General features: G+C 72.6%; 24 protein-coding genes, 2 pseudogenes and 1 riboswitch. Of the genes and pseudogenes, 13 read left to right on the top strand and 13 right to left on the bottom strand.

Features of this window, described 5'->3' with window-relative positions; all coding sequences use genetic code 11:
* Window positions 1–84 precede the first annotated feature (84 nt).
* Both STBA_RS15380 and STBA_RS38825 read left to right on the top strand, forming a co-directional pair.
* Window positions 85–570, top strand: coding sequence for a hypothetical protein (locus STBA_RS15380; protein WP_077059798.1), 486 nt, complete (start codon window positions 85–87; stop codon window positions 568–570).
* A gap of 53 nt (window positions 571–623) precedes the next feature.
* Window positions 624–722: pseudogene (locus STBA_RS38825) on the top strand (SAM-dependent methyltransferase); the annotation flags it as partial.
* Window positions 723–867: 145 nt separating this feature from the next.
* Here the strand turns inward: STBA_RS38825 and lpdA are convergent.
* The 7 genes and pseudogenes from lpdA to STBA_RS15345 form a co-directional block, all read right to left on the bottom strand.
* Window positions 868–2,277, bottom strand: coding sequence for a dihydrolipoyl dehydrogenase (gene lpdA / locus STBA_RS15375; RefSeq protein WP_077059797.1), 1,410 nt, complete (start codon window positions 2,275–2,277; stop codon window positions 868–870).
* Between the two features lie 106 nt (window positions 2,278–2,383).
* On the bottom strand, window positions 2,384–2,746 hold the full coding sequence (locus STBA_RS15370) for a CrcB family protein (protein ID WP_077059796.1): 363 nt from the start codon (window positions 2,744–2,746) through the stop codon (window positions 2,384–2,386).
* A complete protein-coding gene (locus tag STBA_RS15365; RefSeq protein WP_077059795.1) occupies window positions 2,743–3,063 on the bottom strand; it encodes a DUF190 domain-containing protein in 321 nt (106 codons plus the stop codon). Before STBA_RS15365 ends, STBA_RS15370 begins: the two co-directional genes overlap by 4 nt.
* On the bottom strand, window positions 3,060–3,503 hold the full coding sequence (gene crcB, locus STBA_RS15360; protein ID WP_077059794.1) for a fluoride efflux transporter CrcB: 444 nt from the start codon (window positions 3,501–3,503) through the stop codon (window positions 3,060–3,062). The genes STBA_RS15365 and crcB overlap by 4 nt, the downstream gene beginning before the upstream one ends.
* A gap of 228 nt (window positions 3,504–3,731) precedes the next feature.
* Window positions 3,732–4,730 (bottom strand): annotated as a pseudogene (locus STBA_RS15355) (rod shape-determining protein); the annotation flags it as partial.
* 76 nt (window positions 4,731–4,806) lie between these two features.
* Window positions 4,807–6,744: an ABC transporter ATP-binding protein gene (locus STBA_RS15350; RefSeq protein ID WP_077059793.1), complete on the bottom strand. Its 1,938-nt coding sequence runs from the start codon at window positions 6,742–6,744 to the stop codon at window positions 4,807–4,809.
* A gap of 45 nt (window positions 6,745–6,789) precedes the next feature.
* Window positions 6,790–7,800, bottom strand: coding sequence for a helix-turn-helix domain-containing protein (locus tag STBA_RS15345; protein WP_077059792.1), 1,011 nt, complete (start codon window positions 7,798–7,800; stop codon window positions 6,790–6,792).
* Between the two features lie 65 nt (window positions 7,801–7,865).
* Here STBA_RS15345 and STBA_RS15340 point away from each other — a divergent pair, with 65 nt between their 5' ends.
* Window positions 7,866–9,095, top strand: a complete 1,230-nt coding sequence (locus STBA_RS15340; protein ID WP_077059791.1) for a hypothetical protein — start codon at window positions 7,866–7,868, stop codon at window positions 9,093–9,095.
* Here STBA_RS15340 and STBA_RS15335 read toward each other — a convergent pair.
* Window positions 9,025–10,002 carry a DUF3048 domain-containing protein gene (locus STBA_RS15335; protein ID WP_171987717.1) on the bottom strand — a complete coding sequence of 326 codons (978 nt, stop codon included), beginning with the start codon at window positions 10,000–10,002 and terminating at the stop codon, window positions 9,025–9,027. The genes STBA_RS15340 and STBA_RS15335 overlap by 71 nt on opposite strands.
* Window positions 10,003–10,262: 260 nt before the next feature.
* Between STBA_RS15335 and STBA_RS15330 the strand changes: the two genes are divergently transcribed.
* The 3 genes from STBA_RS15330 (at window position 10,263) to STBA_RS15320 (ending at window position 12,103) form a co-directional block, all read left to right on the top strand.
* Window positions 10,263–10,517, top strand: a complete 255-nt coding sequence (locus STBA_RS15330; protein ID WP_077063345.1) for a type B 50S ribosomal protein L31 — start codon at window positions 10,263–10,265, stop codon at window positions 10,515–10,517.
* The gene (locus STBA_RS15325) at window positions 10,517–11,671 is read left to right on the top strand and encodes a GTP-binding protein (RefSeq protein WP_077059789.1); all 1,155 of its coding nucleotides are present in this window, start codon (window positions 10,517–10,519) and stop codon (window positions 11,669–11,671) included. Before STBA_RS15330 ends, STBA_RS15325 begins: the two co-directional genes overlap by 1 nt.
* A gap of 165 nt (window positions 11,672–11,836) precedes the next feature.
* Window positions 11,837–12,103 (top strand): DUF397 domain-containing protein, encoded by a 267-nt coding sequence (locus tag STBA_RS15320; RefSeq protein ID WP_077059788.1) that lies wholly within the window; start codon window positions 11,837–11,839, stop codon window positions 12,101–12,103.
* A gap of 58 nt (window positions 12,104–12,161) precedes the next feature.
* Here the strand turns inward: STBA_RS15320 and STBA_RS15315 are convergent, their stop codons facing one another.
* On the bottom strand, window positions 12,162–12,650 hold the full coding sequence (locus tag STBA_RS15315) for an ATP-binding protein (RefSeq protein ID WP_077059787.1): 489 nt from the start codon (window positions 12,648–12,650) through the stop codon (window positions 12,162–12,164).
* Between the two features lie 355 nt (window positions 12,651–13,005).
* Between STBA_RS15315 and STBA_RS15310 the strand changes: the two genes are divergently transcribed.
* Complete coding sequence (locus STBA_RS15310; RefSeq protein WP_079252406.1) at window positions 13,006–13,845, top strand: helix-turn-helix transcriptional regulator; 840 nt, start codon at window positions 13,006–13,008, stop codon at window positions 13,843–13,845.
* Between the two features lie 169 nt (window positions 13,846–14,014).
* Here the strand turns inward: STBA_RS15310 and STBA_RS15305 are convergent, their stop codons facing one another.
* Window positions 14,015–14,626: a PadR family transcriptional regulator gene (locus tag STBA_RS15305; protein WP_077059785.1), complete on the bottom strand. Its 612-nt coding sequence runs from the start codon at window positions 14,624–14,626 to the stop codon at window positions 14,015–14,017.
* 243 nt (window positions 14,627–14,869) lie between these two features.
* Between STBA_RS15305 and STBA_RS15300 the strand changes: the two genes are divergently transcribed.
* Both STBA_RS15300 and STBA_RS15295 read left to right on the top strand, forming a co-directional pair.
* Window positions 14,870–15,823 carry an ATP-binding cassette domain-containing protein gene (locus STBA_RS15300; protein WP_077063344.1) on the top strand — a complete coding sequence of 318 codons (954 nt, stop codon included), beginning with the start codon at window positions 14,870–14,872 and terminating at the stop codon, window positions 15,821–15,823.
* Window positions 15,820–16,632: an ABC transporter permease gene (locus STBA_RS15295; protein WP_077059784.1), complete on the top strand. Its 813-nt coding sequence runs from the start codon at window positions 15,820–15,822 to the stop codon at window positions 16,630–16,632. The genes STBA_RS15300 and STBA_RS15295 overlap by 4 nt, the downstream gene beginning before the upstream one ends.
* Before the next feature lie 7 nt (window positions 16,633–16,639).
* Here the strand turns inward: STBA_RS15295 and STBA_RS15290 are convergent, their stop codons facing one another.
* Entirely contained in the window at window positions 16,640–17,305 is a 666-nt protein-coding gene (locus STBA_RS15290) for a response regulator transcription factor (protein ID WP_107485229.1), read from the bottom strand.
* 26 nt (window positions 17,306–17,331) lie between these two features.
* Window positions 17,332–18,774 (bottom strand): histidine kinase, encoded by a 1,443-nt coding sequence (locus STBA_RS15285; RefSeq protein ID WP_107485058.1) that lies wholly within the window; start codon window positions 18,772–18,774, stop codon window positions 17,332–17,334.
* Between the two features lie 108 nt (window positions 18,775–18,882).
* On the opposite strand from STBA_RS15285, the gene STBA_RS15280 reads away from it, so the two are divergent.
* The 4 genes from STBA_RS15280 to STBA_RS15265 all read left to right on the top strand — a co-directional run bounded on the left by STBA_RS15280 (window position 18,883) and on the right by STBA_RS15265 (window position 23,113).
* Window positions 18,883–19,794: an ATP-binding cassette domain-containing protein gene (locus STBA_RS15280; RefSeq protein WP_077059781.1), complete on the top strand. Its 912-nt coding sequence runs from the start codon at window positions 18,883–18,885 to the stop codon at window positions 19,792–19,794.
* Window positions 19,791–20,534 carry an ABC transporter gene (locus STBA_RS15275; RefSeq protein ID WP_077059780.1) on the top strand — a complete coding sequence of 248 codons (744 nt, stop codon included), beginning with the start codon at window positions 19,791–19,793 and terminating at the stop codon, window positions 20,532–20,534. Before STBA_RS15280 ends, STBA_RS15275 begins: the two co-directional genes overlap by 4 nt.
* A gap of 74 nt (window positions 20,535–20,608) precedes the next feature.
* A complete protein-coding gene (locus STBA_RS15270; protein WP_077059779.1) occupies window positions 20,609–21,367 on the top strand; it encodes a MerR family transcriptional regulator in 759 nt (252 codons plus the stop codon).
* 138 nt (window positions 21,368–21,505) lie between these two features.
* Window positions 21,506–23,113: a threonine/serine exporter family protein gene (locus STBA_RS15265; protein WP_253194740.1), complete on the top strand. Its 1,608-nt coding sequence runs from the start codon at window positions 21,506–21,508 to the stop codon at window positions 23,111–23,113.
* 32 nt (window positions 23,114–23,145) lie between these two features.
* Here STBA_RS15265 and STBA_RS15260 read toward each other — a convergent pair whose 3' ends face one another.
* Entirely contained in the window at window positions 23,146–23,460 is a 315-nt protein-coding gene (locus STBA_RS15260) for a multidrug efflux SMR transporter (protein ID WP_077059777.1), read from the bottom strand.
* A gap of 10 nt (window positions 23,461–23,470) precedes the next feature.
* Window positions 23,471–23,532, bottom strand: a riboswitch (guanidine-III (ykkC-III) riboswitch).
* Window positions 23,533–23,561: the final 29 nt, after the last annotated feature.

The following is a 23,561-nucleotide window of genomic DNA, read 5'->3' as shown; positions in this document are numbered from 1 at the left end:
GCGCGCCCGGCACCGGGCGCGTACGACGGTGGGAGTAGCCGAACGCGCTGAACGACGCCCCGTGACGTTTTCGCGTCGGGCGGCGTGCTCGCCTTCGCCGCTGGTGGCAGCCCGCCGTTCGGTGAGGGCCCGCCGCTGGCGGTCCTCCATCGTGTGGTCGCCGGCCAGCCGCAGCTCGATGGGGTGCCGCCCGGCCCCGTTCGCGACTTGGTCGCCGCCTGCCTGGCGAAGGACCCCGCCGAGCGGCCCACCACGGCGGAGCTCATCGAGCGGATCGGCGCCCGCGGGGACCCGGACTTCCCGAACACCCTCCCGCGGCCCGCGGCGGTGACCACCCTCGTCCAGGAGCGCGAGACGGGCGGCACGGCTCCCTGCACCGAGCACGCCGACACGGAACGGGAAGATCTCGACAGCCGTCACCAACAGGCCGAGGAAGCCACCCGGACCGCGGGCCCCGCGGCGGCGGCGCGTTTGATGGGCGAGGTCGCGGCTGACCGGGCGCGTGTCCTGGGCCCCGATGACCCGGCGGCCCTGGCCTCCCGGCACGAGCATGCGTGGCTCCTCCGGTAGGGCCTCGCCGCGCCGAGGGCCGCGGGCGCAGCTGCGCCCGCACATGCTCCCGCTTCCGATCTGCGCTCACGGCCGCCCGATTGGCGGAGCCTTACCCCGAACTCCCCGCCGCCAGTTCCCACCCGCTGGCCGTCGGCCGCTCGCCCGCCTGAGCGGAGGTTCTCGCCTCCCCTTCCCGGGCCGTCTCCGGGCCGTGCGACGACGGCCCGAGACGACCTGCAACGGCCGACAACGACCAGAACGGCCCGCCCCGACGCCGGTCGGGAGCGGGCCGTTCGAGGCGGCGTCAGCCGGGGGTCACATGTTGATCATGTGCCCGGCCAGGCCGTGGATGGCCTCCTTCACGGCCTCGCCCAGCGTCGGGTGGGCGTGGACGTTGCGGGCGACCTCGTGCACCGTGAGGTCCCACTGCTGGGCCAGGGTCAGCTCCGGCAGCAGCTCGGTCACCTCGGGGCCGATCAGGTGCGCGCCGATCAGCTCGCCGTGCGTGCTGTCGCTGATGATCTTGACGAAGCCGGAGGGCTGACCGAGGCCGTGCGCCTTGCCGTTCGCCGTGAACGGGAACTTCACCGTCTTCACGTCGAAGCCGCGCTCCTTGGCCTGCTCCTCCGTGAAGCCGAAGCTGGCGATCTGCGGCTGGCAGTAGGTGGCCCGCGGGATCATCGGGTAGTCCAGCTCCATCGTCTCCGCGCCGCCGATCGTCTCGGCCGCGACGATGCCCATGGACTCGGCCGCGTGCGCCAGCATGAGCTTCGCCGTCACGTCGCCGATCGCAAAGATGTGCGGAACGCTGGTGCGGCAGCGGCCGTCGATGTCGATCGCCTTCCGCTCGGTCAGGGCCACGCCCGTGTTCTCCAGGCCGTAGCCCTCCACGCGCGGCGCGAAGCCGATCGCCTGGAGCACCTTGTCGGTCTCCAGCACCTGCTGTTCGCCCTTGCCGTTCGTCACGGTGACGCGCACCGGGGAGCTCGGGTCGGAGTCGTCGATGGCGTCGACGCGGGTGGAGGTGAGGACCTGGATGCCGAGCTTGCGGTACTGGCGGGCCAGCTCCTTGGAGACCTCGGCGTCCTCGAGCGGCACCAGCCGGTCAAGGAACTCGACGATCGTCACCTTGACGCCGTAGTTGTGCAGGACGTAGGCGAACTCGACGCCGATCGCGCCCGCGCCGGCGATGACGACGCTGCCGGGCAGCTCCTCGGTAAGGATCTGCTCCTCGTAGGTGACGACGCGTTCGCTGAGGGAGGTACCGGGCAGCAGCTTGGTCGTCGCGCCCGCGGCGATGATGCAGTGGTCGAACGTCACGGTCTCGGTGCCGCCCGAGCTCAGCGCCACCTGGAGGGTGCGGGCGTCGGTGAACGTGCCGCGCCCGTCGTACTCCGTGATGCCGTTCTTCTTCATCAGGTAGTGCACGCCGCTGACGCGGCCCTCCGCCACCTTGCGGCTGCGCTGGAACGCCGCGCCGTAGTCGAAGGTGACGGCGCCCTCGGCACGGATGCCGAAGGTCTTCGCCTCGTGCGTGAACAGGTGCGCCAACTCGGCGTTGCGCAGCAGGGCCTTGGACGGGATGCACCCGACGTTCAGGCACACACCGCCCCAGTACTTCTCCTCGACGACCGCGGTCCGCAGCCCCAGCTGGCTGGCGCGGACCGCCGCGGTGTAGCCCCCCGGGCCCGCGCCCAGGACGACGACGTCGTAGTGCGTGGTCATGAACCCTCACGCCTTCTTTCGCGCTCTCACGGTGGTCGCTGCCCATTGTCCCCTGCCGCCCCCCGCGTGCCGCGCCCGCCCGGTCTTCCCGCCGCGCCGGGCCGGGTCAGGGCGCCGCCCACCACGCCTCGGCGACGGCCGCGCCCGCGGACACCGCGGCGAGGCCCGCCAGCGCGCTGCCGGCGACGTTCGCCGCGGCGGTCAGCCGCGCACCCGTCCCGACCAGCCGCAGCGTCTCCCAGGAGAACGTCGAGTACGTCGTCAGCGCGCCGCACAGGCCGGTGCCGAGCAGCAGCCCCAGCGCGGTGGCCGCCCCGGTGAGCAGGCCGATCAGCGCGCAGCCCGCCACGTTGACGGCGAACGTTCCCCACGGGAAGACCGTGTCGTGCCGCGCCTGAACCGCGCGGTCGGTCAGGTAGCGCAGCGGCGCGCCGACGGCGCCGCCCACGACGACCAGCAGCCAGTTCACGCGTGGATCACCTCGGTGTCCTCCAGGGTGACGAGCCCCGCGTCCACCAGCCCGGTGAGCCGCGGCAGGAACGCGCGGACCCGCGCGGGGGCGTCGACGATCACGACGGCGACCGGCAGTTCCTCGCTGAGCGAGAGCATGCGGGCGGTGTGGATCGTCGAGGAGGCGCCGAAGCCCTCCATCCCGCGGAACACGCTGGCCCCGGCCAGGCCCGCGTCGTGCGCCCGGCGCACGATCTCGCTGTACACCGGCCGGTGCCGCCACACGTCGGTCTCGGTGACGACCACGGTCAGCCGCAGTGCCGGTTCCGTCTTCATCGGGCCCTCCGCACGGTCAGGCGGCGGGTCGCCGCCGCGGCGAGCCACACCGCAGTCAGCGCCGCCGCCGGGGTCAGGATCAGGTAGGCGAGCGCCGGGCGCGGGTGCCCGTCGCTCATCAGGCGTTCGACGTCCAGGGCGTAGGTGGAGAAGGTGGTGAACCCGCCGAGCACGCCCGTGCCGAGGAACGGGCGCACCAGCGGGTGCGCCGTGCGCGCCTCGGTGACCACGACCATCAGCACGCCGATCAGCGCGCACCCCAGCGCGTTCACCCCGAACGTGGTCCAGGGGAACCCGTGCGGCGGCACCGGCCACAGGCGGCCGGCGCCGTAGCGCCCGGCCGCGCCGAGGCCGCCGCCGAGCGCGACGGCCGCGAGCACCGGCCACGGCGGGCGGCCGGGACCGCGGCGCGGTCCCGGGCCTTCGGCGGCTGCGTTCATGGCCGCGCATCGTACGCGCGGGGCGCGCGGTCAGGACCTGGCGGCCTCGCGTTCGTCCGCGCGCGCCGCGTCGGCACCGGCCGCGGCACCGGCTGCGACACCGGCCGCGCGCGCCGTGTCGGCCGCCGGCGCCGGAAGTTCCGCCGTCCGTTCCGCGGCGCCCTGCGCCTGCGCGCGGCGCCGCTGCCGGAAGCCGGCGCCGCGGCCGCCGCGCGGGCCCGGCCGGCCCAGCGGCCTGACCTTGCCCTCGATGAGGGCGCCCAGGCCCTGCACGGCGCACAGCCCCGGCTCCTCGGCCACGTTGACGGGCATGCCGGTGTTGCCGCGGATCGCGGTGTCGAGGCCGGGGAGGCGCGCGGCGCCGCCGGTCAGCGTCACGCCGCGTTCGGCGAGGTCGGCGACCAGGTCGGGCGGGCAGCGGTGCAGCACCGCGCGGATCGTGTCGAGCAGCCCGGTCAGCGGCGGCTGCACCGCGGCCCGCAGCTCCTCCGGGTCGACCTTGACGGTGCGGGCGAGGCCGGTGGCGACATCGCGCCCAGATACCTCGGTGACCCGCGGGAACGGGCCGGCCAGCGCCGCGTGCAGCGGGCGGACGGCCTGGCTGGGCAGCAGCAGTTCGTGCTGGTTGCGCAGGTGCTGGACCAGGGCGCGGTCGATCGTCTCGCCGCCCATGGGGACCTTGTCGGCCGCGACGATGGAGCCGAGCGAGAGCACCGCGATCTCCGTGGTGGCGGCGCCGACCTGCACGATCAGCGTGGCCTCCGGCTCCTCGACGGGCAGGCCGCAGCCGATGCCCGCGGTGATCAGGCTGTCCACCAGTTCCACGCGGCGGGCGCCGAGCCCGACGAGGGTCTCCAGCGCCGCCCGCCTGGCGAGCGGGTCGGCGTCGTGCGGGATGCACACGGCGGCGCGCAGCAGCGGGCGCAGGCGCCAGGTGCGGCGCAGCTTGGCGCCGACCATGGCGCGCAGCATGCGCTGCGCCATCTCGATATCGACGACGGTGCCCCCGTTGACGGGCCGGATGACGCGGATGTTGGCCGGGGTGCGCCCGGCCATCCGCTCGGCGGGGGCGCCGACGGCGATGAGTGCTCCGGTCTTGGTGTTCATGGCGACGACGGAGGGTTCGTCGACGATCAGGCCGTGTTGTTTGGCGTAGACGCGGGTGCGGGCGGCGCCGAGGTCCGCGGCCACGGCGCAGCGGCGAAGATGATCAAGGCTGAGGGTCATATGATCATGTTGTGTGCGCTGTGGAGGCGCCGCCCGCTGAAGTGCGCCGACCGGGGGAGACCCGCCCGACGGGCCGTCAGCCGACGGGCTCCCCGCCCGCCGGGACCACCGCCGGGACCACCGCCGGAACCCCTGCCGTCACCCGTTCCTCGACATGCGTCTCGAACTGCGTGCGGTACAGCTCCCCGTACCGGCCGTCGGCGGCCAACAGCTCGTCGTGCGTGCCGCGTTCGACGATGCGCCCGCCCTCGACCACCAGGATGAGGTCGGCCGCCCGCACCGTGGAGAGCCGGTGCGCGATGACCACCGAGGTGCGCCCCGCGAGCGCCTCGGCCAGCGCCTCCTGCACCGCCGCCTCCGAGGTGGCGTCCAGGTGCGCGGTCGCCTCGTCCAGGATCACCACCCGCGGCCGGGCCAGCAGCAGCCGGGCAATCGTCAGCCGCTGCCGTTCGCCGCCGGAGAGCCGGTAGCCGCGCTCGCCCACCACCGTGTCCAGGCCGTCGGGCAGCGCGGCGATCAGCGTTTCCAGCCGCGCCCTGCGCAGCGCGTCCCACAGCTCCTCGTCCGCCGCCTCCGGGCGGACGAGCAGCAGGTTCGCGCGGATCGTGTCGTGGAAGAGGTGGCCGTCCTGGGTGACCATGCCCAGCGTGCCGCGCAGCGACTCCGCGGTGAGGTCGCGCACGTCCACGCCGCCGATGCGGACCGCGCCGCGGTCGGCGTCGTACAGCCGCGGCGTCAGCTGGGCGATGGTGGACTTGCCCGCGCCCGAGGAGCCGACCAGGGCGATCAGCTGCCCCGGCTCCGCGCGGAACGACACCCCGTGCAGCACCTGCTCGCCGCCGCGCGTGTCCAGCGTGGCGACCTCTTCCAGGGACGCCAGCGAGACCCGGTCGGCCGCGGGGTAGGCGAAGTCCACCGCGTCGAACTCGACGGACACCGGCCCCGGCGGCACCGGCCTGGCGTCGGCCCGCTCCTCGATCAGCGGCTTCAGGTCAAGCACCTCGAACACCCGCTGGAAGCTGACCAGGGCACTCATCACCTCGACCCGCGCGCTGGCCAGCGCGGTCAGCGGCGCGTACAGCCGGGTGAGCAGCATGGCCAGCGCCACCACCGCGCCCGAGTCGAGTCCGCCGCGCAGCGCGTACCAGCCGCCGAGGCCGTACACCAGGGCGAGGGCGAGCGCGGAGACCAGGGTCAGGGAGGTGACGAACACCATCTGGAGCATTGCGGTCCTGATGCCGATGTCCCGCACCCGCCCGGCGCGGGCGGCGAACTCCGCGGACTCCTCCGCCGGCCGCCCGTACAGCTTCACCAGCGTCGCGCCCGGCGCCGAGAAGCGTTCCGTCATCTGCGTGGACATCACCGCGTTGTGGTTGGCCGCCTCGCGCGACAGCCGGGCCAGCCGCGCGCCCATGCGGCGGGCGGGCAGCACGAACACCGGCAGCAGCAGCAGCGCGAGCAGCGTGATCTGCCAGCTGATGCTGAGCATCACGCCGAACGTGAGCACCAGCATCACCACGTTGCCGAGCACACCGGAGAGCGTGCCGCTGAACGCGCGCTGCGCCCCGATCACGTCCGAGTTGAGGCGGCTGACCAGGGCGCCGGTCCTGGTCCTGGTGAAGAACGCGATCGGCATCTTCTGCACGTGGTCGTAGACCGCGGTGCGCAGGTCGAGGATCAGCCCCTCGCCGATGCGGGCCGAGAGCCAGCGGGCGAGCAGACCGACGCCTGCCTCGGCGACGGCGATACCGGCGATCAGCAGGGCGAGCGAGACGACTGTGCGCTCCGCCGCGCCGTCGGTGATGGCGTTGACGACGCGACCGGCGAGCACCGGGGTGGCCACGGCGAGCAGCGCCGAGCCGACGCTCAGCACGAGGAACCACACGAGCGCCCCCCGATGGGGGCGCGCGAACCCGGCGATGCGCCGGAAGGTCTCCCGGGAGAACGGCCGTTGATCGTCCTTGGCGTGTCTGGCGTTGTAGAGGGCGTTCCATGCGGTCATCTCCATGCTCATGACCGGAAGCCTAGAACTTCAATAATGCTTTAAGTCAACCGACGCTCAGGGCGGCGACGGCCCGGCCCCGGTCTCGGCCCCGGTCTCGGCCCCGGCCAGCGCGTCGCCCAGCGCGGTGCGGTAATACAGCACGGAACGGCCGGACCTGCGGCGGCTGACCAGGCCCGCGTCCCGCAGCACCCGCAGATGGCCGCCCACCGAGCCCAGCGCGAAACCGGTGAGCGCGACGAGCTGCGTCGTACTGCGCGGCGCGGCGAGCGCCGCGAGAAGCGTCGCGCGCGCCGGGCCGATCAGCCTCCCCAGCGCCTCGGGCGGCGCGGCGGCGGGCGCGCGCTCCGCGAGCAGCCCCGCGCACGGGTAGATGACCGCGTACCGGTGCGGCTCCTCCCAGCCGACCCAGCCCCGCGGGCTCGTCGTCGGGATGAAGAGGAGCTGCGCCGCCGCCAGATCGCGCGGCGGGTACGCGTACGCGTTGATCCGCAACCGCCCGTCGCCCAGCCAGCGCATCCCCGGGCGCAGGCCGCCCAGCGCCGCCGCCCAGCCGCCCGCGCTCAGCGCCTGCGTCCTGGAGACGATGTCCGCCTCGAACAGCCGCCGGTGCCGCGCCCAGTCCGCGCGCACCGCGCGCTCCCACACCCACTCCAGCAGGTCCGCGGCGCGCCCCGCCGGGTCCGGCACGTCCCAGGCGGGCGGCGGCGGCCCGCCGTCCCCGTTCCTGTGCCGCCCTTCGGCCAGATCGGCGTGCACGACCGCCCGCGGCGTCGCCCGCAGCCGCCGCAGCTCGTCGTGGAACGTCACGTCCCCCGGCAGCGGCGGGACGACGAGGAAGTCCGGCAGCCAGCGCGGGCGCAGCGCGTGTGCCACGAACTGCGCGGCGAACGGCTCCCGCGCCAGCAGCGCCCGGAACGCCGCGCGGTGCGCGGCGAGCTGCCGTTCACGGCCCGGCTGGGTGCCCGCGCCCGCCAGCGCCAGCAGCGTCGCGAGCGTCTCGGAGAGTGCGGAGACCGCGAACCGGCTCCGCGCCAGCACATCCGCCCCCACCAGCCATACGCCCATCGCGAAGTTTCGCCTCCCGGCGAAAACGTACCGCCCCCCGCCGCGGCGCTCCGAGACTGCCCGGCATGCAGACCTACCGCGAACTGTTCCGGGTGCCCGGATTCACTCCCCTCTTCACCGCGACCGGCGTCCAGATCGCCGCCGGCACCGTCGAGGGACTCGCGCTCGGCACCCTCGTCTACGAGTCGACCGGCTCACCGCTGCTCTCCGCGGTCAGCATGTTCGGCGCCTCGTTCTCGCAGGTTGCGGGCGCCACCCTGCTGATGTCCGCCGCCGACCGGCTCCGGCCGCGCGCCGTGCTGACCGCCGCCCCGCTGCTGTTCGGGGGCGGGGCGCTGCTGCTCGCCGTCCCCGGGCTGCCGGTCTGGGCGACGCTGCTGGTCATCCTCGGCACCGGCCTGGTCACCTCCGTCACCGGCGGCCTGCGCTGGGGCCTGCTGCTGCGGATGCTGCCGGACGGCGGCTACGTGCTGGGCCGTTCCGTCTTCGCCATGGCGAGCGGCCTGACCCAGATCGGCGGATTCGCGGTGGGCGGCCTGCTCATCGCGTTCGCCTCCGCACGCGGGGCGCTGCTGATCTCCGCGGCCCTCTTCGCGCTCTCGGCCCTCGTCACGCGCCTCGGCCTCGCCGACCGGCCGCCGGCCGGCACCGGCAGGGCCTCGGTCCGCGAGACCTGGCGCGTCAACCGCCGCCTCATGTCCTGCCCCGCGCGCCGGTCCCTCTACCTCGCGCTGTGGGTGCCCAACGGGCTGATCGTCGGCTGCGAGGCGCTGTTCGTGCCGTACGCACCGGACGCGGCGGGCGTCCTGTTCGTGGCCGCCGCACTCGGCATGCTGATCGGGGACGCGGCGATGGGCCGGTTCGTGCCCGCCGCCTGGCGCCCGCGGCTGATCACGCCGCTGCGGCTGCTGCTGGCCGTTCCGTTCCTCCTCTTCGCCCTCCCGGCGACGCTGCGGCTGCCGCTCCCGCTCGCCGCCGCGGCCGCGCTGATCGCCTGCACCGGTTACAGCGCCTCCCTGCTGCTCCAGGAACAGCTGATCGCGCGCACGCCGGAGAACGTGCGCGGGCAGGCGCTCGGCCTCCAGTCCGCGGGCACGATGACCATGCAGGCCGTCGGGGCCTCGCTGGCCGGGGCCGTGGCGCAGTGGCTGCCGCCCGGCGGGGCGATGGGCGTGATGGCGGCGGCCTCGCTGCTGGTCAGCCTCGCGCTGACGCCCGCTCTCGTCAGGCTTGCGCGTACACCACCCACACCTGGCCGGGCGCGAAGTTCAGCGGACTCCCGTCCGGCGTCGTGAACTCCGTGCCGGAACGCTCGCTCCGCCGCTCCCACTCCGCGGCGAACGCGCGCCCGTCGCGCAGCACGACCGCCTCGCCCGAGCCGACCGTCTCCGTGTAGGGCGTGAAGTTGCCCAGGTAGTCGTGATAATCGGACTCCCGGACGGTGACCTCCTGCACGACGACGGTCGCCGGGGCCACGCCGGGCGCCTGGGTGCCGTCCATCGCGACCTCCCACGCCTCCAGGTCCGCGGACCACGTGAAGTCGAAGGCGGCGTTCGGATAGGCCACGCGGTGGCTCGCCGCCTCCTCGCCGCCCTCCTCCGGCGGCGCGCCGAACGTGAACCCGATGTCGTCCGCGGCGCTCGCCCCGGGCGCCGCGTCGAGTACGGCGGCGGGGCGCACGTACAGGTTGTGCGGCGCGGCCCGCGCCTCGTCGCGCCGGTAGGCGTCCGGTGCCGCGTCCGGCGACACGGGGAACAGCGGCGCGTCCTCGACGGCCTCCCGCAGCCTGCTCTGCACACCCGAGTACGCGAGCGCCGGCTCCCCGAACTGCCGCAGCAGCTCCAGATCCGACTCCCGCGCGCTGCGCACCGGGCCGACGCGGTCGGGCAGCCGGCTCGCGTAGACGGCCACCAGCCGGCTGAGCCCGGCCTCCACCTGCTCGACGTAGACGAGGTCGGCCTCGCCGAGCCCGGTGTGCGGCCTGGCCTGCGGGGCGTTGTCGATCTTGACGGCGAGCACGGGCGCACCGCGCTCCGCGGGCCGCCCGGTGAACGGGGATCTGCGCTCGCCGCCGTCCTCGTCCCCGTCCTCGACCTGGCACCCGGCGGCGCCCGCCGCCGCGAGCGCCGCCAGCAGCGCGCACACGGCCAGGGCCCGCGTCCTTCGCCGCCCTCGTGCTTCCCTGGGAACCGTCCGTGACATCGGCATCACCCCTCGTTCCGTTCCCAGTGGAGCACGAAACCCCGCGCCCCGCGCCGGTGCGGCACGCCCCGGCTGCCCGGGCCGCGAGTCGGTGTGATCCTCCTCTTAATGAAAATGGTTTCCGTTTCTGTATAGTGGCGAAGCGGCGCGGAACGGTCCCCGTCCGGCTGTCAGCCCTGGCGGCCACCGGGTACACGTACCTCGCCGACGGCGCCCGGGACCGACCCGGAGCGCCCTCCCCGCTGCGGAAAGGAGCCGCCATGAAGCCCGGCATCCACCCCGAGTACCGGCCGGTCGTCTTCCGGGACCGCGCCGCAGGTTTCGCCTTCCTGACGCGTTCGACCGCGACCAGTGACCGCACGATCGAGTGGGAGGACGGTGAGACGTACCCCGTCATCGACGTGGAGATCTCCTCGGCCAGCCACGCCTTCTACACCGGCACCGCGCGCGTGCTGGACACCGCGGGGCGCGTGGAGCGGTTCGAGCGCCGGTACGGCAAGCGGGGGGAGCGTTGATGCGCGCGTCGGCGCTGCCCGTCGTTCTGGTCGCTGGACTGCACGCCGAGGCGCGCCGCGACGCCGTCGAACAGCTGCTGCGGGCCGTGCCGGACAGTGTCGCGCTCCACCACGACCTGACCGGCGCGGTGCGCGGCACCGTCACCCGCACCGTCCGGGACGCCACGGGCGTGCGGGAGGCGGCCGAAGCCGCGCTGGTGAACGGCTGCGCGTGCTGCGCGCTGCGCGAGGATCTCGTGCCCGAGCTGCGGCGGCTGGCCGACGGGCGGACCTGCGCACTCGCCGTCGTCGAGCTGTGGGATTCCGTCGAGCCGCGTTCCATGGCCGAGGTCGTCGTCGAGCACGCGGCGGGCGTTCTGCGGCTGGCGGGCGTGGTGACGGCCGTCGATCCCGCGCTCGTCCTGCCCTACCTGTCCTGCGGCGACGACCTGGCGGACGGCGGGCTCGCCGCCGCGGCGACCGACCAGCGGACCGTCGCGGACACCTGGGCGCGGCAGCTCGAATACGCGACTGTCGTGGCCGTCGTGCAGGGGGACGAGCCGCTCGCGACCGGTGACCTGGAGCTGCTGACACAGCTCCACCCCACCGCCGAACGGGTCTCGGTGGCCGACCCGGCGTTCCCGCTGCTCGCCGCGGCCGGGTTCGACGTCGCGGCGGCGGCCGAGCGGCAGCACCCGGCCAGCGCGCTGCTGCCGCAGGACGCCGAGGAGGGCGGCGTCGGAACGCTGGTGTGGCGGCACCGGCGGCCGTTCCACCCCGGACGGCTCTATGCCGCCCTGGAAGATCTCACGTGCGCGGCGGCGCGCAGCCGCGGCAGGTTCTGGCTGGCCGACCGGCCGGACACGCTCCTGTCCTGGGACGCGGCGGGCGGGGCGCTGTGCGTCGAGAACGCCGGTCCCTGGCTGGCCACGCTGCCGGACGTGGCGTGGAGCATGGCGCCCGCGGTCCGGCGGGCGGCGGCGGCGATCGACTGGGACCCCGAGTTCGGCGACCGCGTGCAGCATCTGGTGTTCACCGGACCCGGGCTCGACCGGCACGGGGTCCGGGCGATGCTCGCATCGTGCCTGCTCAGCGAGGCGGAGTATGCGGCGGGGCGCGCCGCGTGGCGGCAGCTCGCCTCCGCGTTCGACGAGCTGCTCGACCCGGTTCTGTGACGAACGGGAACTGTGCGGGGGCGCAAACCGTCTCACTGGTGGTCTCGACCACGCGTGACGGTGCGGCGACGCCGCGTCGTGCACGTGCATTATCCCGTGCATATGCAATTGAACGACGTTATGATCTGGGACAGTTGAGTCTCATGGTTGTGCGTGGGGCTCCCTATGCACCACTCGCACGACCGGGAGAGACCAGTGCCCGACGCGTACAACGGCATCGCCGCACATAAGCTCCGGGGCGCGGTGTGGTTCAAGAGCAGCCACAGCAACTCGCAGGGGACGTGCGCGGAGTTCGCCAAACTGCCCAGCGGGGACGTGGCCGTCCGCAATTCCCGGTTCCCGGAGGGGCCGGCGCTCGTATACACGACGGCCGAGGTCGAGGCGCTGCTACGCGGCGTCAAGGACGGCGAGTTCGACCACCTGCTCGGCTGATCCCGCGTCGCGCCCCGTTTGTTCCGTCGTTCCGTCGTTCCGTCGTTCCATCCGCGGGTCAGCCGGTGCGGAAGACCGCCCAGACCACCTTGCCGTGGCGCGTGCCGGTCAGCGGTCGCCACCCCCAGTTGTCGCTGAAGCACTCGACGAGGTGCAGGCCGCGGCCCGACTCGGCGGCGCCCTCCATCTCACCGACCCGGGGGGCCGCCGCGCTGGGGTCCCGCACCGCGCAGATCAGCCGCCGTGAACATCGCATGAGCTCCAGCTCGACCGCGGGCGGCGCGGCCGGCTCGTAGTCGGCGGACCTGGCCCTCACGCCGTGCCGCAGCGCGTTCGTCACCAGCTCGGAGACGACCAGGGCGACCGCGTCGAACTGCTCGGGCAGCCGCCAGCCTTGCAGCGTGCTGCGCGTGAAGTCGCGTGCCTTCCGGACCGACTCGGGCCGCGACACCAGACCGAGCGTCGCCGTGCCGGACAGTGTCCGCATGTCGACCGGAAGGAACTGATGCCCTAAAAGGTCGAGCATGGGCGGTCCTTCGGTCCCCATGGCGCGGCTCTCCTGGCGATGCGACGGCGGCACTGCTGTCCTGGGCGGGCTGACGTCATGAGTTACAACCCCCGTTCCCCCCGCCGCCGTCCGGGAGGGCGAGGCGAGGACGTACTGCCGCGCCGCTGCACGGCGCGTAGAACTCATGCTTCCCAAGGCTCACGGCAAATGCAAGGGCAGATGCACGTGCACGAAAAAAATTGATCGGCTGTAACCGGGCGCACACCCAACGAAGCCCTGAAGTGGCAGACTTCGCACCGGCAGAAGTTGGAGGGCGAGGGAGCGCATGAGTACTCAGCGGATGGCGGGGGGATCGGGTACCAACGCCACCGGCGGTCAGAAGGCCGGCGGCTCCATGGTGCGCCGTATCCTGCTCGGCTCGCAGCTGCGACGGCTGCGCGAGGCGCGCGGGGTCACCCGCGAGGAGGCCGGGTATTCGATCCGGGCCTCGGAGTCGAAGATCAGCAGAATGGAGCTGGGCCGCGTCAGCTTCAAACCGCGGGACGTGGCCGACCTCCTCACCCTGTACGGGGTGACCGACGAGGCCGAGCGCGAGCCGCTGCTCGGCCTCGCCCGTTCCTCCGGGCAGGCGGGGTGGTGGCACAGCTACAGCGACGTGCTGCCCAGCTGGTTCCAGACATACATCGGCCTCGAAGCGGCCGCCGAGCGGATCGGCACCTATGAACTGCAGTTCGTGCACGGGCTCCTCCAGACCGAGGAGTACGCGCACGCGGTCGTGGTGAGCGGCCACAAGGGCACGCCGTCCCGGACGGAGGTCGACCGGCGCATCGCGCTGCGGCTGGCGCGGCAGAAGCTGCTGGTCTCCGAAAGCGGGCCGCACCTGCACTGCGTGCTGGACGAGGCCGCGCTGCGCAGACCGTACGGCGGGCGCGACGTGATGGAGGGGCAGCTCAGCACGCTGCTCGAATTCTCCGAGCACCCCAACATCACGCTCCAGGTCGTGCCGTTCTTCCGCGGCGGGCACGTGGCGGAGTCCGGCGCGTTCACGCTGCTGCGCTTCGCGGAACGCGAGCTGCCGGACCTGGTCTACCTGGAGCAGCTGACCGGCGCGCTGTACCTGGACAAGCGGGAGGAGGTGGCGGCCTACCAGGTGGTGCTGGACCGGCTGGCGGCGGAAGCCCTCGACGAGTCCGGGACCCGGGACCTGATCCACCGCCTCCGTCAACTCGTGTGACGTTCAGCTCGTGTGACGTCCGGAGCGGGCCGCCGGTGCAGGGGCTGTCCGCGCGGAGCGCACGAGCGGGGCCGCGCCCGAGCTGTCGCGCCCGGCCTGTCGCGCCCGAGCCGTCGCGCCCGGCGCACGGAACGAGCGCGCGCAGGGTGCCGCCCGTCCGGCCTTCGGCTCAGCCGAACGGGTTGGCCATGCCCTCCGGCAGCACCTCGACGCTGCGCTCGCCCTCGCCCGCCATCACGTAGGCGCCGGACTCCAGGCGCTCGATCAGGCCCCTGGTCCACTCCGCACTGCTCTCCGCGTTGTGCACCCACAAACGCATGATCTCGCCGATGTGGCCCCACTCGGCCGGCGTCGACTGGGGCGTCCAGTGGTCGAGCACCTCGGCCCGCCAGGCGTCGAGTGCCTCGACGCGTTCCTTGAGCAGGGACACCGCCTCCGCCCGCGGCAGATCGACGATGAACCCGACACCGCTGGTCAGCACGTCGATCCGCTCGTCGTGGGCGCGCAGGGCCCCGCGCAGCAGCTCCAGGTAGGTCTCCTCGCCGGCCTCCGTCAGCTCGTACTCGGTGCGCGGCGGTCCCCCGGCCGCACTCGGCGCGACTTCGTGGGCGATCAGCAGGCTCTGCTTCGCCATTTGCTTGAGCGCGTGGTAGATCGAGCCGGGCTTGGCGGTCGACCACTGATGCGCCCCCCAGAACTCCAGGTCGTTGCGCACCTGATAGCCGTGCGCCCGCCCGTGCTGGCGCACCGCTCCCAGAACGAGCAGCCGCGTCACCGACATGAACCCTCGCCTTCCCCTCGACCGAGATCCGTGATCTGAGCAGTCTCTCACCGCCTATGGTAATCAAGTTTGACTAGTGGGCTCCGCCTGGCTATCCTCCCCGTCCCGGGCCGGTAATCAAATTTGACTACTGGATCCGGCAGTCACACGTGCAAGGAACGGAAGGGGAACCGGTTGCCCACCCACGAAGAGTCCAACGACCACCCGGGCGAGCACCGCGGCGCTCAGCCCGAAGAACACGCGATCCTCGTCAGGGACCTGCGGAAGACCTTCGGCAGGGGAGAGGGGAGGAAGAAGGCCCTCGACGGCCTCGACCTCACCATCCCGCGTGGAACGGTGCACGGCATCCTCGGCCCCAACGGAGCCGGTAAGACGACCGCCGTCCGCGTCCTGACCACCCTGCTGCGCCCCGACAGCGGCCGTGCCCAGGTAGCGGGCTTCGACGTGACCACCCGGCCGGACCAGGTCCGGTACCGCATCGGCCTGCTCGGCCAGCACGCGGCACTGGACGAGGAGTTGAGCGGCCGGCAGAATCTCGAACTCTTCGGTCGGCTGTACCACCTCGGCGGACGCGGCGCCGCCCGCCGCGCGGGCGAACTCCTCGAACGCTTCGGCCTCGCCGACACCGGCAGCAAGGCGGTCCGCCAGTACAGCGGCGGCATGCGCCGCCGCCTCGACCTGGCCGCCAGCCTCATCATGCAGCCGGAGATCCTCTTCCTCGACGAGCCGACGACCGGCCTCGACCCCCGCGGCCGGACGGACGTCTGGCAGGCGGTCCGTTCGCTGGTCGGCGGCGGCACCACGGTCCTGCTCACCACCCAGTACCTGGAGGAGGCCGACCAACTCGCCGACCGCATCTCGGTGATCGACGGCGGACGGCGTATCGCCGAGGGCTCGGCGGACGAACTCAAGGCCCTCGTCGGCGCCGACCGCATCGACGTGATCGTCCGCGACGGCGAGCGCCTCGCCGCGGCCGCCGCCGTGGTCGGGTCGGCCACGGGGACCGGCCGGCCCGCCACCGACGCCGACCGCCGGCTGATCAGCGCCCCGGTCGCCGACCGCATGGCCGCCCTCGCCGAGACCGTCCGGGCCCTGTCGGCCGCCGGTATCGACGCGGAGGACATCGCCCTGCGCCGCCCCACCCTCGACGAGGTCTTCCTGCACCTCACCGGCCACCCCCAGGAGACTGCCGCATGAGCACGATGATCGTTCCGGTCTCACGCACCCGCCGCTTCCTGACCGACTCCGCCTCCATGACGCGCCGCGGCTTCCTCCACTGGCGCCGCCAGCCCGGCCAGCTTGTCATCGGCCTGGTGTTTCCCGTGATGATGCTGGTGATGTTCACCTACTTCATCGGTGGCGGTATGGCGGTGGAGGGCGGCGGTGACTACTCCGAGTTCCTGGTTCCCGGCATGCTCGCCCTCGCCATGGCCTTCGGCCTGGAATCCACGATGGTCGCCCTCACGGAGGACATCAACCGAGGCGTTCTCGACCGCTTCCGTGCCATGCCCATCGCTCCCTCCGCGGTACTGGTCGGGCGCAGCCTGCTCGACATGATCAACTCGGCCGCCGGCCTGCTGGTCATGCTCGGCGCCGGCTGGCTCATCGGCTGGCGTTGGCACGGCAGCCTCGCCGAAGCGGCCGCAGCCATCGGCCTCCTGCTGCTGCTTCGCTTCGCCATGCTGTGGGTCGGCATCTACCTCGGCCTGGTGGCCGGGCGGCCCGAGATGGTCCAGGCGGTCCAAATCCTCATCTGGCCAGTGGCCTTCCTCTCCAGTGCGATCACCTCCCCGTCGACCATGCCCGGCTGGCTCGCCGCCCTCGCGGACTGGAACCCGATGTCCGCCACGGCCGGCGCCGTCCGCGAACTGTTCGCCAACCCCGGCTGGCCCAACGACTCCTGGGCCGCCGACCACACCGTCGCCTTGTCGGTCCTCTGGCCCCTCGTGCTCCTCGCCGTCTTCTTCCCGCTCGCCCTCGGCCGCTACCACCGGCTGAGCGTCTAGCCCTGCATCATCCCCGGCCCCCCTCCTCCACCAGCCCGGCCTCGTAGGCGATGATCGCCGCCTGCACCCGGTTCCGCACCGCAAGCCGGCTCAGGGCCGCACTGACATACGCCTTGACGGTGCCCTCCACCAGGTGCAGGCGGCCGGCGATCTCCCCGTTGGACAGACCGGCCCCGAGCAGCCCGAGTACTTCGCGCTCGCGGTCGCTGAGCGCGGACACCAACTCCCGCGCGCGTCGGCCGCGTGACACGGCGCCCTCCCTCAGCTCGCCGATGACCCGGCGGGCGACCCGCGGCGACAGGCAGGCGGCGCCGCTCGCCACCGCGTGCACCCCCGCGATCAACTCCCGCGGGTCCGACGCCTTCAGCAGGAACCCGGCGGCCCCCTCGTCCAGCGCCCGGGCGATGTACTCGTCCTGGCCGAAGGTGGTCAGGATGATCACCGCCGTGCCGGGCAGCGCCGACCGGATCGTGGCCAGCGCCGTCAGCCCGTCCGCGCCCGGCATCCGGATGTCGAGCAGTGCCACGTCGGGGCGGTGCAGCCGGGCCAGCTCCACCGCCTCCCGGCCGTCCCCCGCCTCGGCCACGACGTCGATACCTGGATCGGAGGCGAGGATCGCCCGCACTCCGCCCCGGATCATCGCCTCGTCATCGGCGATCAGCACCCGCAGCACCTCGGCCATAACCTCCTCCTGTCCCCTCATCGTCGGCGCAGGGCGTCCTTGGCGACCAGGACACCTTCGTCGAAGCACAGCCGGTACATGCTTTCCGACAGATCCAGCACATTGTCGTCGGCCCGGTAGTACTCGCAGTCCGACCCGGCGGGTGCCGACGGCTCCACCAGCAACGGCGAGGGATTGCTGACCGATTGCGGAAGCACACCGGCGAACTCCGCCCGCGGCTGCCCCAACCGCAGCCGCTCGAAGTCCGTCGGCTCCAGCGACGTGGTCTGGACCGTGTACACGTAGAGACCGAGCAGCGTCGCGCCCAACACCCCGGCCACCGCGAGCGGCACCGTCGATGCCCGCAGCAGATGCCGCCTGGCCCGCCCCCGCGCCAGCCGGAGGTCGGCCGGCTGATCGTCCGGGTCCTCCCGCGCAGGAGCGCCGGGTGCCACTTCTTCCGCAGGCGGCACCGGCGGCACACGAGGCAGGTGAGCCACCACCGCGAAGCCCTCGCCGCACGGGCCCGCACTCAGCGATCCGCCGGCCAGTCGCACCCGCTCGTCCAGGCTGATCAGACCCGTCCCCGCGCGCGGAGACGGTACCGCACGGGCGGCGGTGGCAGGAGCCTCGTTCGCCACGCGCACCACCAACTCGTCGGCCGATCTGCCCACCCGCACGGATATCAGGGCCCCCGGTGCGTGTCTCACCGCATTGGTCAGCGCTTCCTGTACGACGCGCCGAGCCGCGTGCCGCGTGGCCGCGGGCCACTCCTGCGCGTCCGACGCCCCGTCCGCGTGCTCCTCCAGCACCACGGAGACCCCCGAGAGCCGGGCGCGCCGCACCAGTCCCACGATGTCCTCCTCCGCCCCCTCGGGCGTCGGCTCCTCGGCGAGCAGCCCGATGATCTCGTGCAGCCGCTCGGTCGCGGTCACCGCGCCGGCCCGCAACTGTGCGACCGCGGCGCGGTGGGTCTCGTCCAGGTCGGGCGCCAGCTCCAGACCGCCGGCCACGAGCGCCATGAGGCTCAGCTCATGCCCCAGCGAGTCGTGCATGTCCTGGGCGATCCGGGCACGCTCCCTCAGCCGCGCCTGCTCGGTCGCCAGCGCCTTTTCCCGCTGGAGCCGCTCCGCCCGCTCCCAGCCCGCCCGCACCAGCTCGGCCCGCTGCCGCCACCAGCTTCCCGCCCACCAGGGCAGCAGCACCGTGAAGAACTGCGCCAGGAGCACGACGATCCAGCTCGTCAGGGAGCCCTGCACGAGGGACACCAGCAGCCCGGTCGCGGCCAGCGCGGCGAAGATGTACCGCGCGGGGCGCAGCGTCGCCATCCGGCGCCCGGCGAGCACGCTGAGCACCACCGCGGGGACCGACGCCGTCTCCAGGTCGAGCACGTCCACCAGCGGCAGCAGACTGAGCGCCGCGGCCAGGGCCAACAGCGGGCTGCCGTCCGGCGGCTGCGGTGGAAGGGACCAATGCCTCATGCCGGTCACGCTAGCAAGGCAGGAGAACCACCGTTACTGACGAAAGTAAGGTCATTCATTGCCGATCGACCAGATGTTCCCGGCGCCGCGGAACCGTACCTTCGAACCGTGATTGTTCTGCAAGACCTCACCAAAAGGTACGGGGAGAAAACGGCGGTGTCCGGTCTCTCCCTGGAAATCGCGCCGGGTAAAGTCACCGGCTTTCTCGGCCCCAACGGCGCGGGTAAGTCGACCACCATGCGCATGATCACCGGCCTCGACGCGCCCTCCGCGGGCTCGGCCACCATAGGCGGCCGTCCCTACACGGCGATCCGCCACCCGCTGCGGGAGGTCGGCGCCCTGCTGGACGCCCGTGCGGCTCATCCCGGCCGGACGGCCCGCGCCCACCTGCTCGGCCTCGCCCGCAGCAATGGGATCGCGGCGGACCGCGTCGCCGAGGTCCTGGAGCTGGCCGGTCTCACGGCCGTCGCGGGCAGACGGGTCGGGTCCTTCTCCCTCGGCATGAGCCAGCGGCTGGGCATCGCCGCCGCCCTCATCGGTGATCCGGCGGTCCTGCTGTTCGACGAGCCGGTCAACGGCCTCGACCCCGACGGGGTCCGCTGGATACGCGATCTCGTGCGGTCCCTCGCCGCAGAGGGCAGGACGGTTCTGCTCTCCAGTCATCTCATGAGCGAGATGCAGGAAACCGCCGACCATCTCGTGGTCCTCGGCCGGGGGCACCTGATAGCGGATGCCCCATTCGGTGAGGTGATCGGTCGCAGCTCGCTCAACGCCATCCGGGTCCGCAGCCCGCACGCGGAGCTGCTGCACCGGCATCTCCTCGGCTTGGGAATGGCCGTCGAATCCAAAGAAGCGGAGGAAATCATCGTGACCGGCGGCTCTCCGGCGGAGATAGGGGATCTCGCATTCCGGCACGGCATACCCCTGCACGAGCTGAGCCCACGGCGCGCCACCTTGGAGGAGGCTTACATGGAGCTGACCGCCGACAGCGTCGAGTACGGGAAGCGGGAAGGAATATGAAAGGCGCACTCGCCTTCGAGTGGACGAAGCTGTGGACCGTCCGCTCCACGCCCTGGTCCCTGTTCGCCGCGGCTCTGCTCACCGCCGGGGTTGCCGCCGTCGTCGGCGTGTCCGCACAGGCGAGCGCCGAAAACGGCTTCGATACCGCGCGGCCCGCGCCCCACACCGTGGCCGACGCCCTGACCCTGGGCCAGCTCGCCGTGGTCGTGACGGCCACGCTTGCGGTCACCGGTGAGTACGCCAGTGGCTCCATCAGGACGACCCTGCACAGCGTGCCCGCGCGTGGGCGGATGCTGATAGGCAAGGCGGCCGTCGTCACCGGCGTCCTCGGCGCCGCAGGTCTGTGCCTCAGCGCGATCGGCACGGCATCCGCGGCCCCGCTCATGGGTGAGACGGGCTCCTTCACCGCCGCCGATGCCGTGGGCTCGGCACTCGGCACCGCGGCCTACCTCGCCGGGCTGGCCCTGCTGGCGACCGGCCTCGGCACCGTGCTCCGCAGCGCCGCGGGCACGATCACCGCAATGATCATGCTGCTGATGGCCGTTCCCCAGCTCACGCAGATCGCCGGCATCGACTGGCTGGAGACCGTCGGCGACTTCCTGCCCTCCGCCGCAGGAGTGGTGCTGATGACGCAGGACACCGATCCCTATGGCACCGGCCCCGCGGCGCTGGTCCTGGCCGCCTGGGGCCTGGCCGCCCTGACCGGCGGATACGTGACGCTGCGGCGCCGCGACGCCTGACCGCGAGCATGTTCTTGCACCTCACGTGACGTGAGGGCACATCGTGGTCGCGAACGGAAAGCAAGGAGACGGACGTGAGCTACTCGGTCGGCCAGGTCGCCCGGTTCGCCGGGGTCACGGTGCGCACTCTGCACCACTACGACGCGATCGGACTGCTCGTCCCCAGCGAGCGCACACACGCCGGGCACCGCAAGTACTCCGATCACGACCTGGACCGATTGCAGCAAATCCTCTTCTACCGGGGACTGGACTTCCCCTTGGAGGCGATCGCCGTGCTCCTCGACGATCCGCACACGGATACGCAGGAGCACTTGCGCCGCCAGCACGACCTGCTGACGGACCGCATCGACAAGCTGCGCGAGATGGCCGCCGCCGTCGAACGCGCCATGGAGGCACGGAAGATGGGTGTCAATCTCACCCCCGAGGAAAAATTCGAGGTATTCGGGGACTTCGACCCCGACGAGTATCAGGAGGAGGCCGAGCAACGCTGGGGCGGGAACGACCCGTACCGCGAGTCGCAGCGCCGCACCGCCACCTACACCAAGGACGACTGGCAGCGCATCAAGAGCGCAGGGGACGACCTCAATGCGCGCTTCTTCGCCCTGATGGATTCCGGTGCCGAGCCGGACTCCCCGGAGGCCATGGATCTTGCGGAGGAGCACCGGCAGCAGATCCGCGAGCACTACTACGACTGCACCTACGAGATCCACGCCTGCCTCGCCGACATGTTCACCAGCGACGAGCGCTTCACGCGGAACCTCGACGGCTTGCACCCCGGCTTCGCCGCCTACCTGAAGGAGGCCATTCTCGCCAACGCCATACGCAGCTCCTGACGGCCGACTCCCGCCTGCCCGCCCGCCGCCCCGGAGGGGACGCCCTTCGGGCAGCGATCCGCGGATGAACCTATGCTCGCGAGTTAGGGGCACCCGTCCGGGCGGTCCCGATATCCGGGAGTGAGGAGCGGATCAGACGTGGCCGGGGACAGCACACGGCCGGGCGGTCAGGAGCCGACGGACCAGGAAACGACCTCCGGCTTCGCCGTTCCCGAGGGGCTTGAACTGCCGTCCTCGGAGAACGACCACCCGACGTCCGAGTTCGCCGTTCCTGAAGGGCTGACGGTGCCCTCGCGCCCGGAGCCGCACAGCGAGTTCACCCCGGCCCAGGGCATACCCGTCCTGGCGTGGACTCGCACGGGCCCCTGGCAGGACCGCATGCGCACCATGGTCCGGCTTCCGCTGGCCGAGCGGCCGTCCCCCGAGTACGTGCCGCGGGGGGAGGACGAATCGGCGCTGCCCGTGCCCAGGGTGCTGGACCTGACATTGCGCATCGGCGAGCTGCTCCTGGCCGGGGGCGAGGGCGCGGAGGATGTCGAGGCGGCCATGTTCGGCGTCACGCATGCCTACGGGCTCGACCGCTGCGAAGCCACCGTCACCTTCACGCTGATCTCCGTCACCCACCAGCCCTCCCTGGTAGACGCCCCGGTCTCGCTCAGCCGGACGGTGCGCCGCCGGGGCACGGACTACACGCGGCTTGCAGCGGTCTTCCAACTGGTCGACGACATCTCCTCGGGCGAGGTGACGCTCGAGGAGGCGTACGGACGGCTCGCCACCATACGCCGCAACCGCCACCCGTTCACCAAGTGGCAGCTGACCATCGCCTCCGGGCTGCTCGCGGGTGCGGCCAGCACCCTGGTCGGCGGCGGCTGGCAGGTCTTCCTGCTCGCCGCCCTCGGGGCCATGGTCGGCGACCGGCTGGCCTGGCTGGCTTCGAGCCGCGGGCTGCCGGAGTTCTACCAGTTCGTCGCGGCCGCGATGGCGCCCGCGGCGGTCGGGGTGGTGTGGGCGGCCGGCCACACCACCGGGCGGGAGGAGGTGCAGGCCGCCGCCATGATCACCGGCGGGCTGTTCGCGCTGATCCCCGGCCGGGCCCTGGTCGCGGGTGTCCAGGACGGGCTGACGGGCTATTACCTCACCGCGTCGGCCCGCCTGCTGGAAGTCGTCTACCTCAGCGTCGGCATCGTCTGCGGGGTACTGGCCGTGCTGTACATCGGGGAGACCTCCGGCGTGCGGCTGGACCCGGACGTCGTGGCCCGGGCCACCCGGCCGGCCGTTCAGCTCGGTGCCGCGCTGCTGCTGTCCCTGACGTTCTGCGTGCTGCTCCAGCAGGCACCCAACACCGTCATCCCGGCCACGCTCAACGGCGGTGTGGCCTGGCTGATCTACGGGGCGATGCACGATACGGCCGGGCTGTCGCCGTTCGCGGCGACGGCCGTCGGGGCGGGGATGGTGGGGCTCTTCGGGCAACTCCAGTCCCGGTACCGGTTCACCTCGTCGCTGCCCTACGTCACCGCCGCCATCGGCCCGCTGCTTCCCGGCAGCGCCGTCTACCTCGGCCTGCTGGGTTTCGCGCAGGGCAACGTGAACGCCGGGCTGGAAAACCTGCTGACCGCGGTCACCCTCGCGCTCGCCATCGCCGTCGGGGTGAACCTGGGGAACGAGATCGCCCGGCTGTTCATCAAGTCGCCGGGCCTGACGACCCCGATCGGGCGTCGCGGCGCGAAGCGCACCCGCGGGTTCTGACGGTACCCGGGCCGCGCGGCTCAGCGGGCGGCTCAGTGGGCGAGCTTCAGCCCGATCACGCAGCCGACGATCCCCGCGAGCAGCAGGACCTTCACCACGCTCACGGCCTCGCCCTCGAACGCCATGCCCCAGGCCGCCGTGAGCACGGCACCGATGCCCACCCACACGGCGTACCCGGTGCCCACCGGCAGGGTCCGCAGCGCGTAGGCGAGACCGGCCATGCTCAGCACCAGCCCGGCACCGAACACGGCCGTCGGCAGCGGCCGCGAGAACCCGTTGGACTTGCCGAGGGCCGTGGCCCACACGGCTTCCAGCACCCCGGAGATCACCAGAACGATCCAAGCCATCACAAGACTCCCCGCGCCGTCTTGTCATGGCTGGGTACGGCGCACCTCGTCCAGGAGCAGGTCGAGCTCTCCGATCAGGCTCTCACACCCGCACCTCGCGC

The sequence above is a fragment of the Streptomyces sp. MP131-18 genome, from assembly GCF_001984575.1.
Lineage (GTDB): Bacteria > Actinomycetota > Actinomycetes > Streptomycetales > Streptomycetaceae > Streptomyces > Streptomyces johnsoniae.
This window is presented reverse-complemented; position numbering and strand designations above follow the sequence as displayed.

What these genes read in the sequence shown, in the direction of transcription:
- lpdA (WP_077059797.1), bottom strand. Translation starts at nt 2,277, where the DNA reads ATGACCACGCACTACGACGTCGTCGTCCTGGGCGCGGGCCCGGGGGGC.
- STBA_RS15365 (WP_077059795.1), bottom strand. Translation starts at nt 3,063, where the DNA reads ATGAAGACGGAACCGGCACTGCGGCTGACCGTGGTCGTCACCGAGACC.
- crcB (WP_077059794.1), bottom strand. Translation starts at nt 3,503, where the DNA reads ATGAACGCAGCCGCCGAAGGCCCGGGACCGCGCCGCGGTCCCGGCCGC.
- STBA_RS15350 (WP_077059793.1), bottom strand. Translation starts at nt 6,744, where the DNA reads ATGAGCATGGAGATGACCGCATGGAACGCCCTCTACAACGCCAGACAC.
- STBA_RS15345 (WP_077059792.1), bottom strand. Translation starts at nt 7,800, where the DNA reads ATGGGCGTATGGCTGGTGGGGGCGGATGTGCTGGCGCGGAGCCGGTTC.
- STBA_RS15340 (WP_077059791.1), top strand. Translation starts at nt 7,866, where the DNA reads ATGCAGACCTACCGCGAACTGTTCCGGGTGCCCGGATTCACTCCCCTC.
- STBA_RS15335 (WP_171987717.1), bottom strand. Translation starts at nt 10,002, where the DNA reads ATGTCACGGACGGTTCCCAGGGAAGCACGAGGGCGGCGAAGGACGCGG.
- STBA_RS15330 (WP_077063345.1), top strand. Translation starts at nt 10,263, where the DNA reads ATGAAGCCCGGCATCCACCCCGAGTACCGGCCGGTCGTCTTCCGGGAC.
- STBA_RS15325 (WP_077059789.1), top strand. Translation starts at nt 10,517, where the DNA reads ATGCGCGCGTCGGCGCTGCCCGTCGTTCTGGTCGCTGGACTGCACGCC.
- STBA_RS15320 (WP_077059788.1), top strand. Translation starts at nt 11,837, where the DNA reads ATGCACCACTCGCACGACCGGGAGAGACCAGTGCCCGACGCGTACAAC.
- STBA_RS15315 (WP_077059787.1), bottom strand. Translation starts at nt 12,650, where the DNA reads ATGGGGACCGAAGGACCGCCCATGCTCGACCTTTTAGGGCATCAGTTC.
- STBA_RS15310 (WP_079252406.1), top strand. Translation starts at nt 13,006, where the DNA reads ATGGTGCGCCGTATCCTGCTCGGCTCGCAGCTGCGACGGCTGCGCGAG.
- STBA_RS15305 (WP_077059785.1), bottom strand. Translation starts at nt 14,626, where the DNA reads ATGTCGGTGACGCGGCTGCTCGTTCTGGGAGCGGTGCGCCAGCACGGG.
- STBA_RS15295 (WP_077059784.1), top strand. Translation starts at nt 15,820, where the DNA reads ATGAGCACGATGATCGTTCCGGTCTCACGCACCCGCCGCTTCCTGACC.
- STBA_RS15285 (WP_107485058.1), bottom strand. Translation starts at nt 18,774, where the DNA reads ATGAGGCATTGGTCCCTTCCACCGCAGCCGCCGGACGGCAGCCCGCTG.
- STBA_RS15275 (WP_077059780.1), top strand. Translation starts at nt 19,791, where the DNA reads ATGAAAGGCGCACTCGCCTTCGAGTGGACGAAGCTGTGGACCGTCCGC.
- STBA_RS15260 (WP_077059777.1), bottom strand. Translation starts at nt 23,460, where the DNA reads ATGGCTTGGATCGTTCTGGTGATCTCCGGGGTGCTGGAAGCCGTGTGG.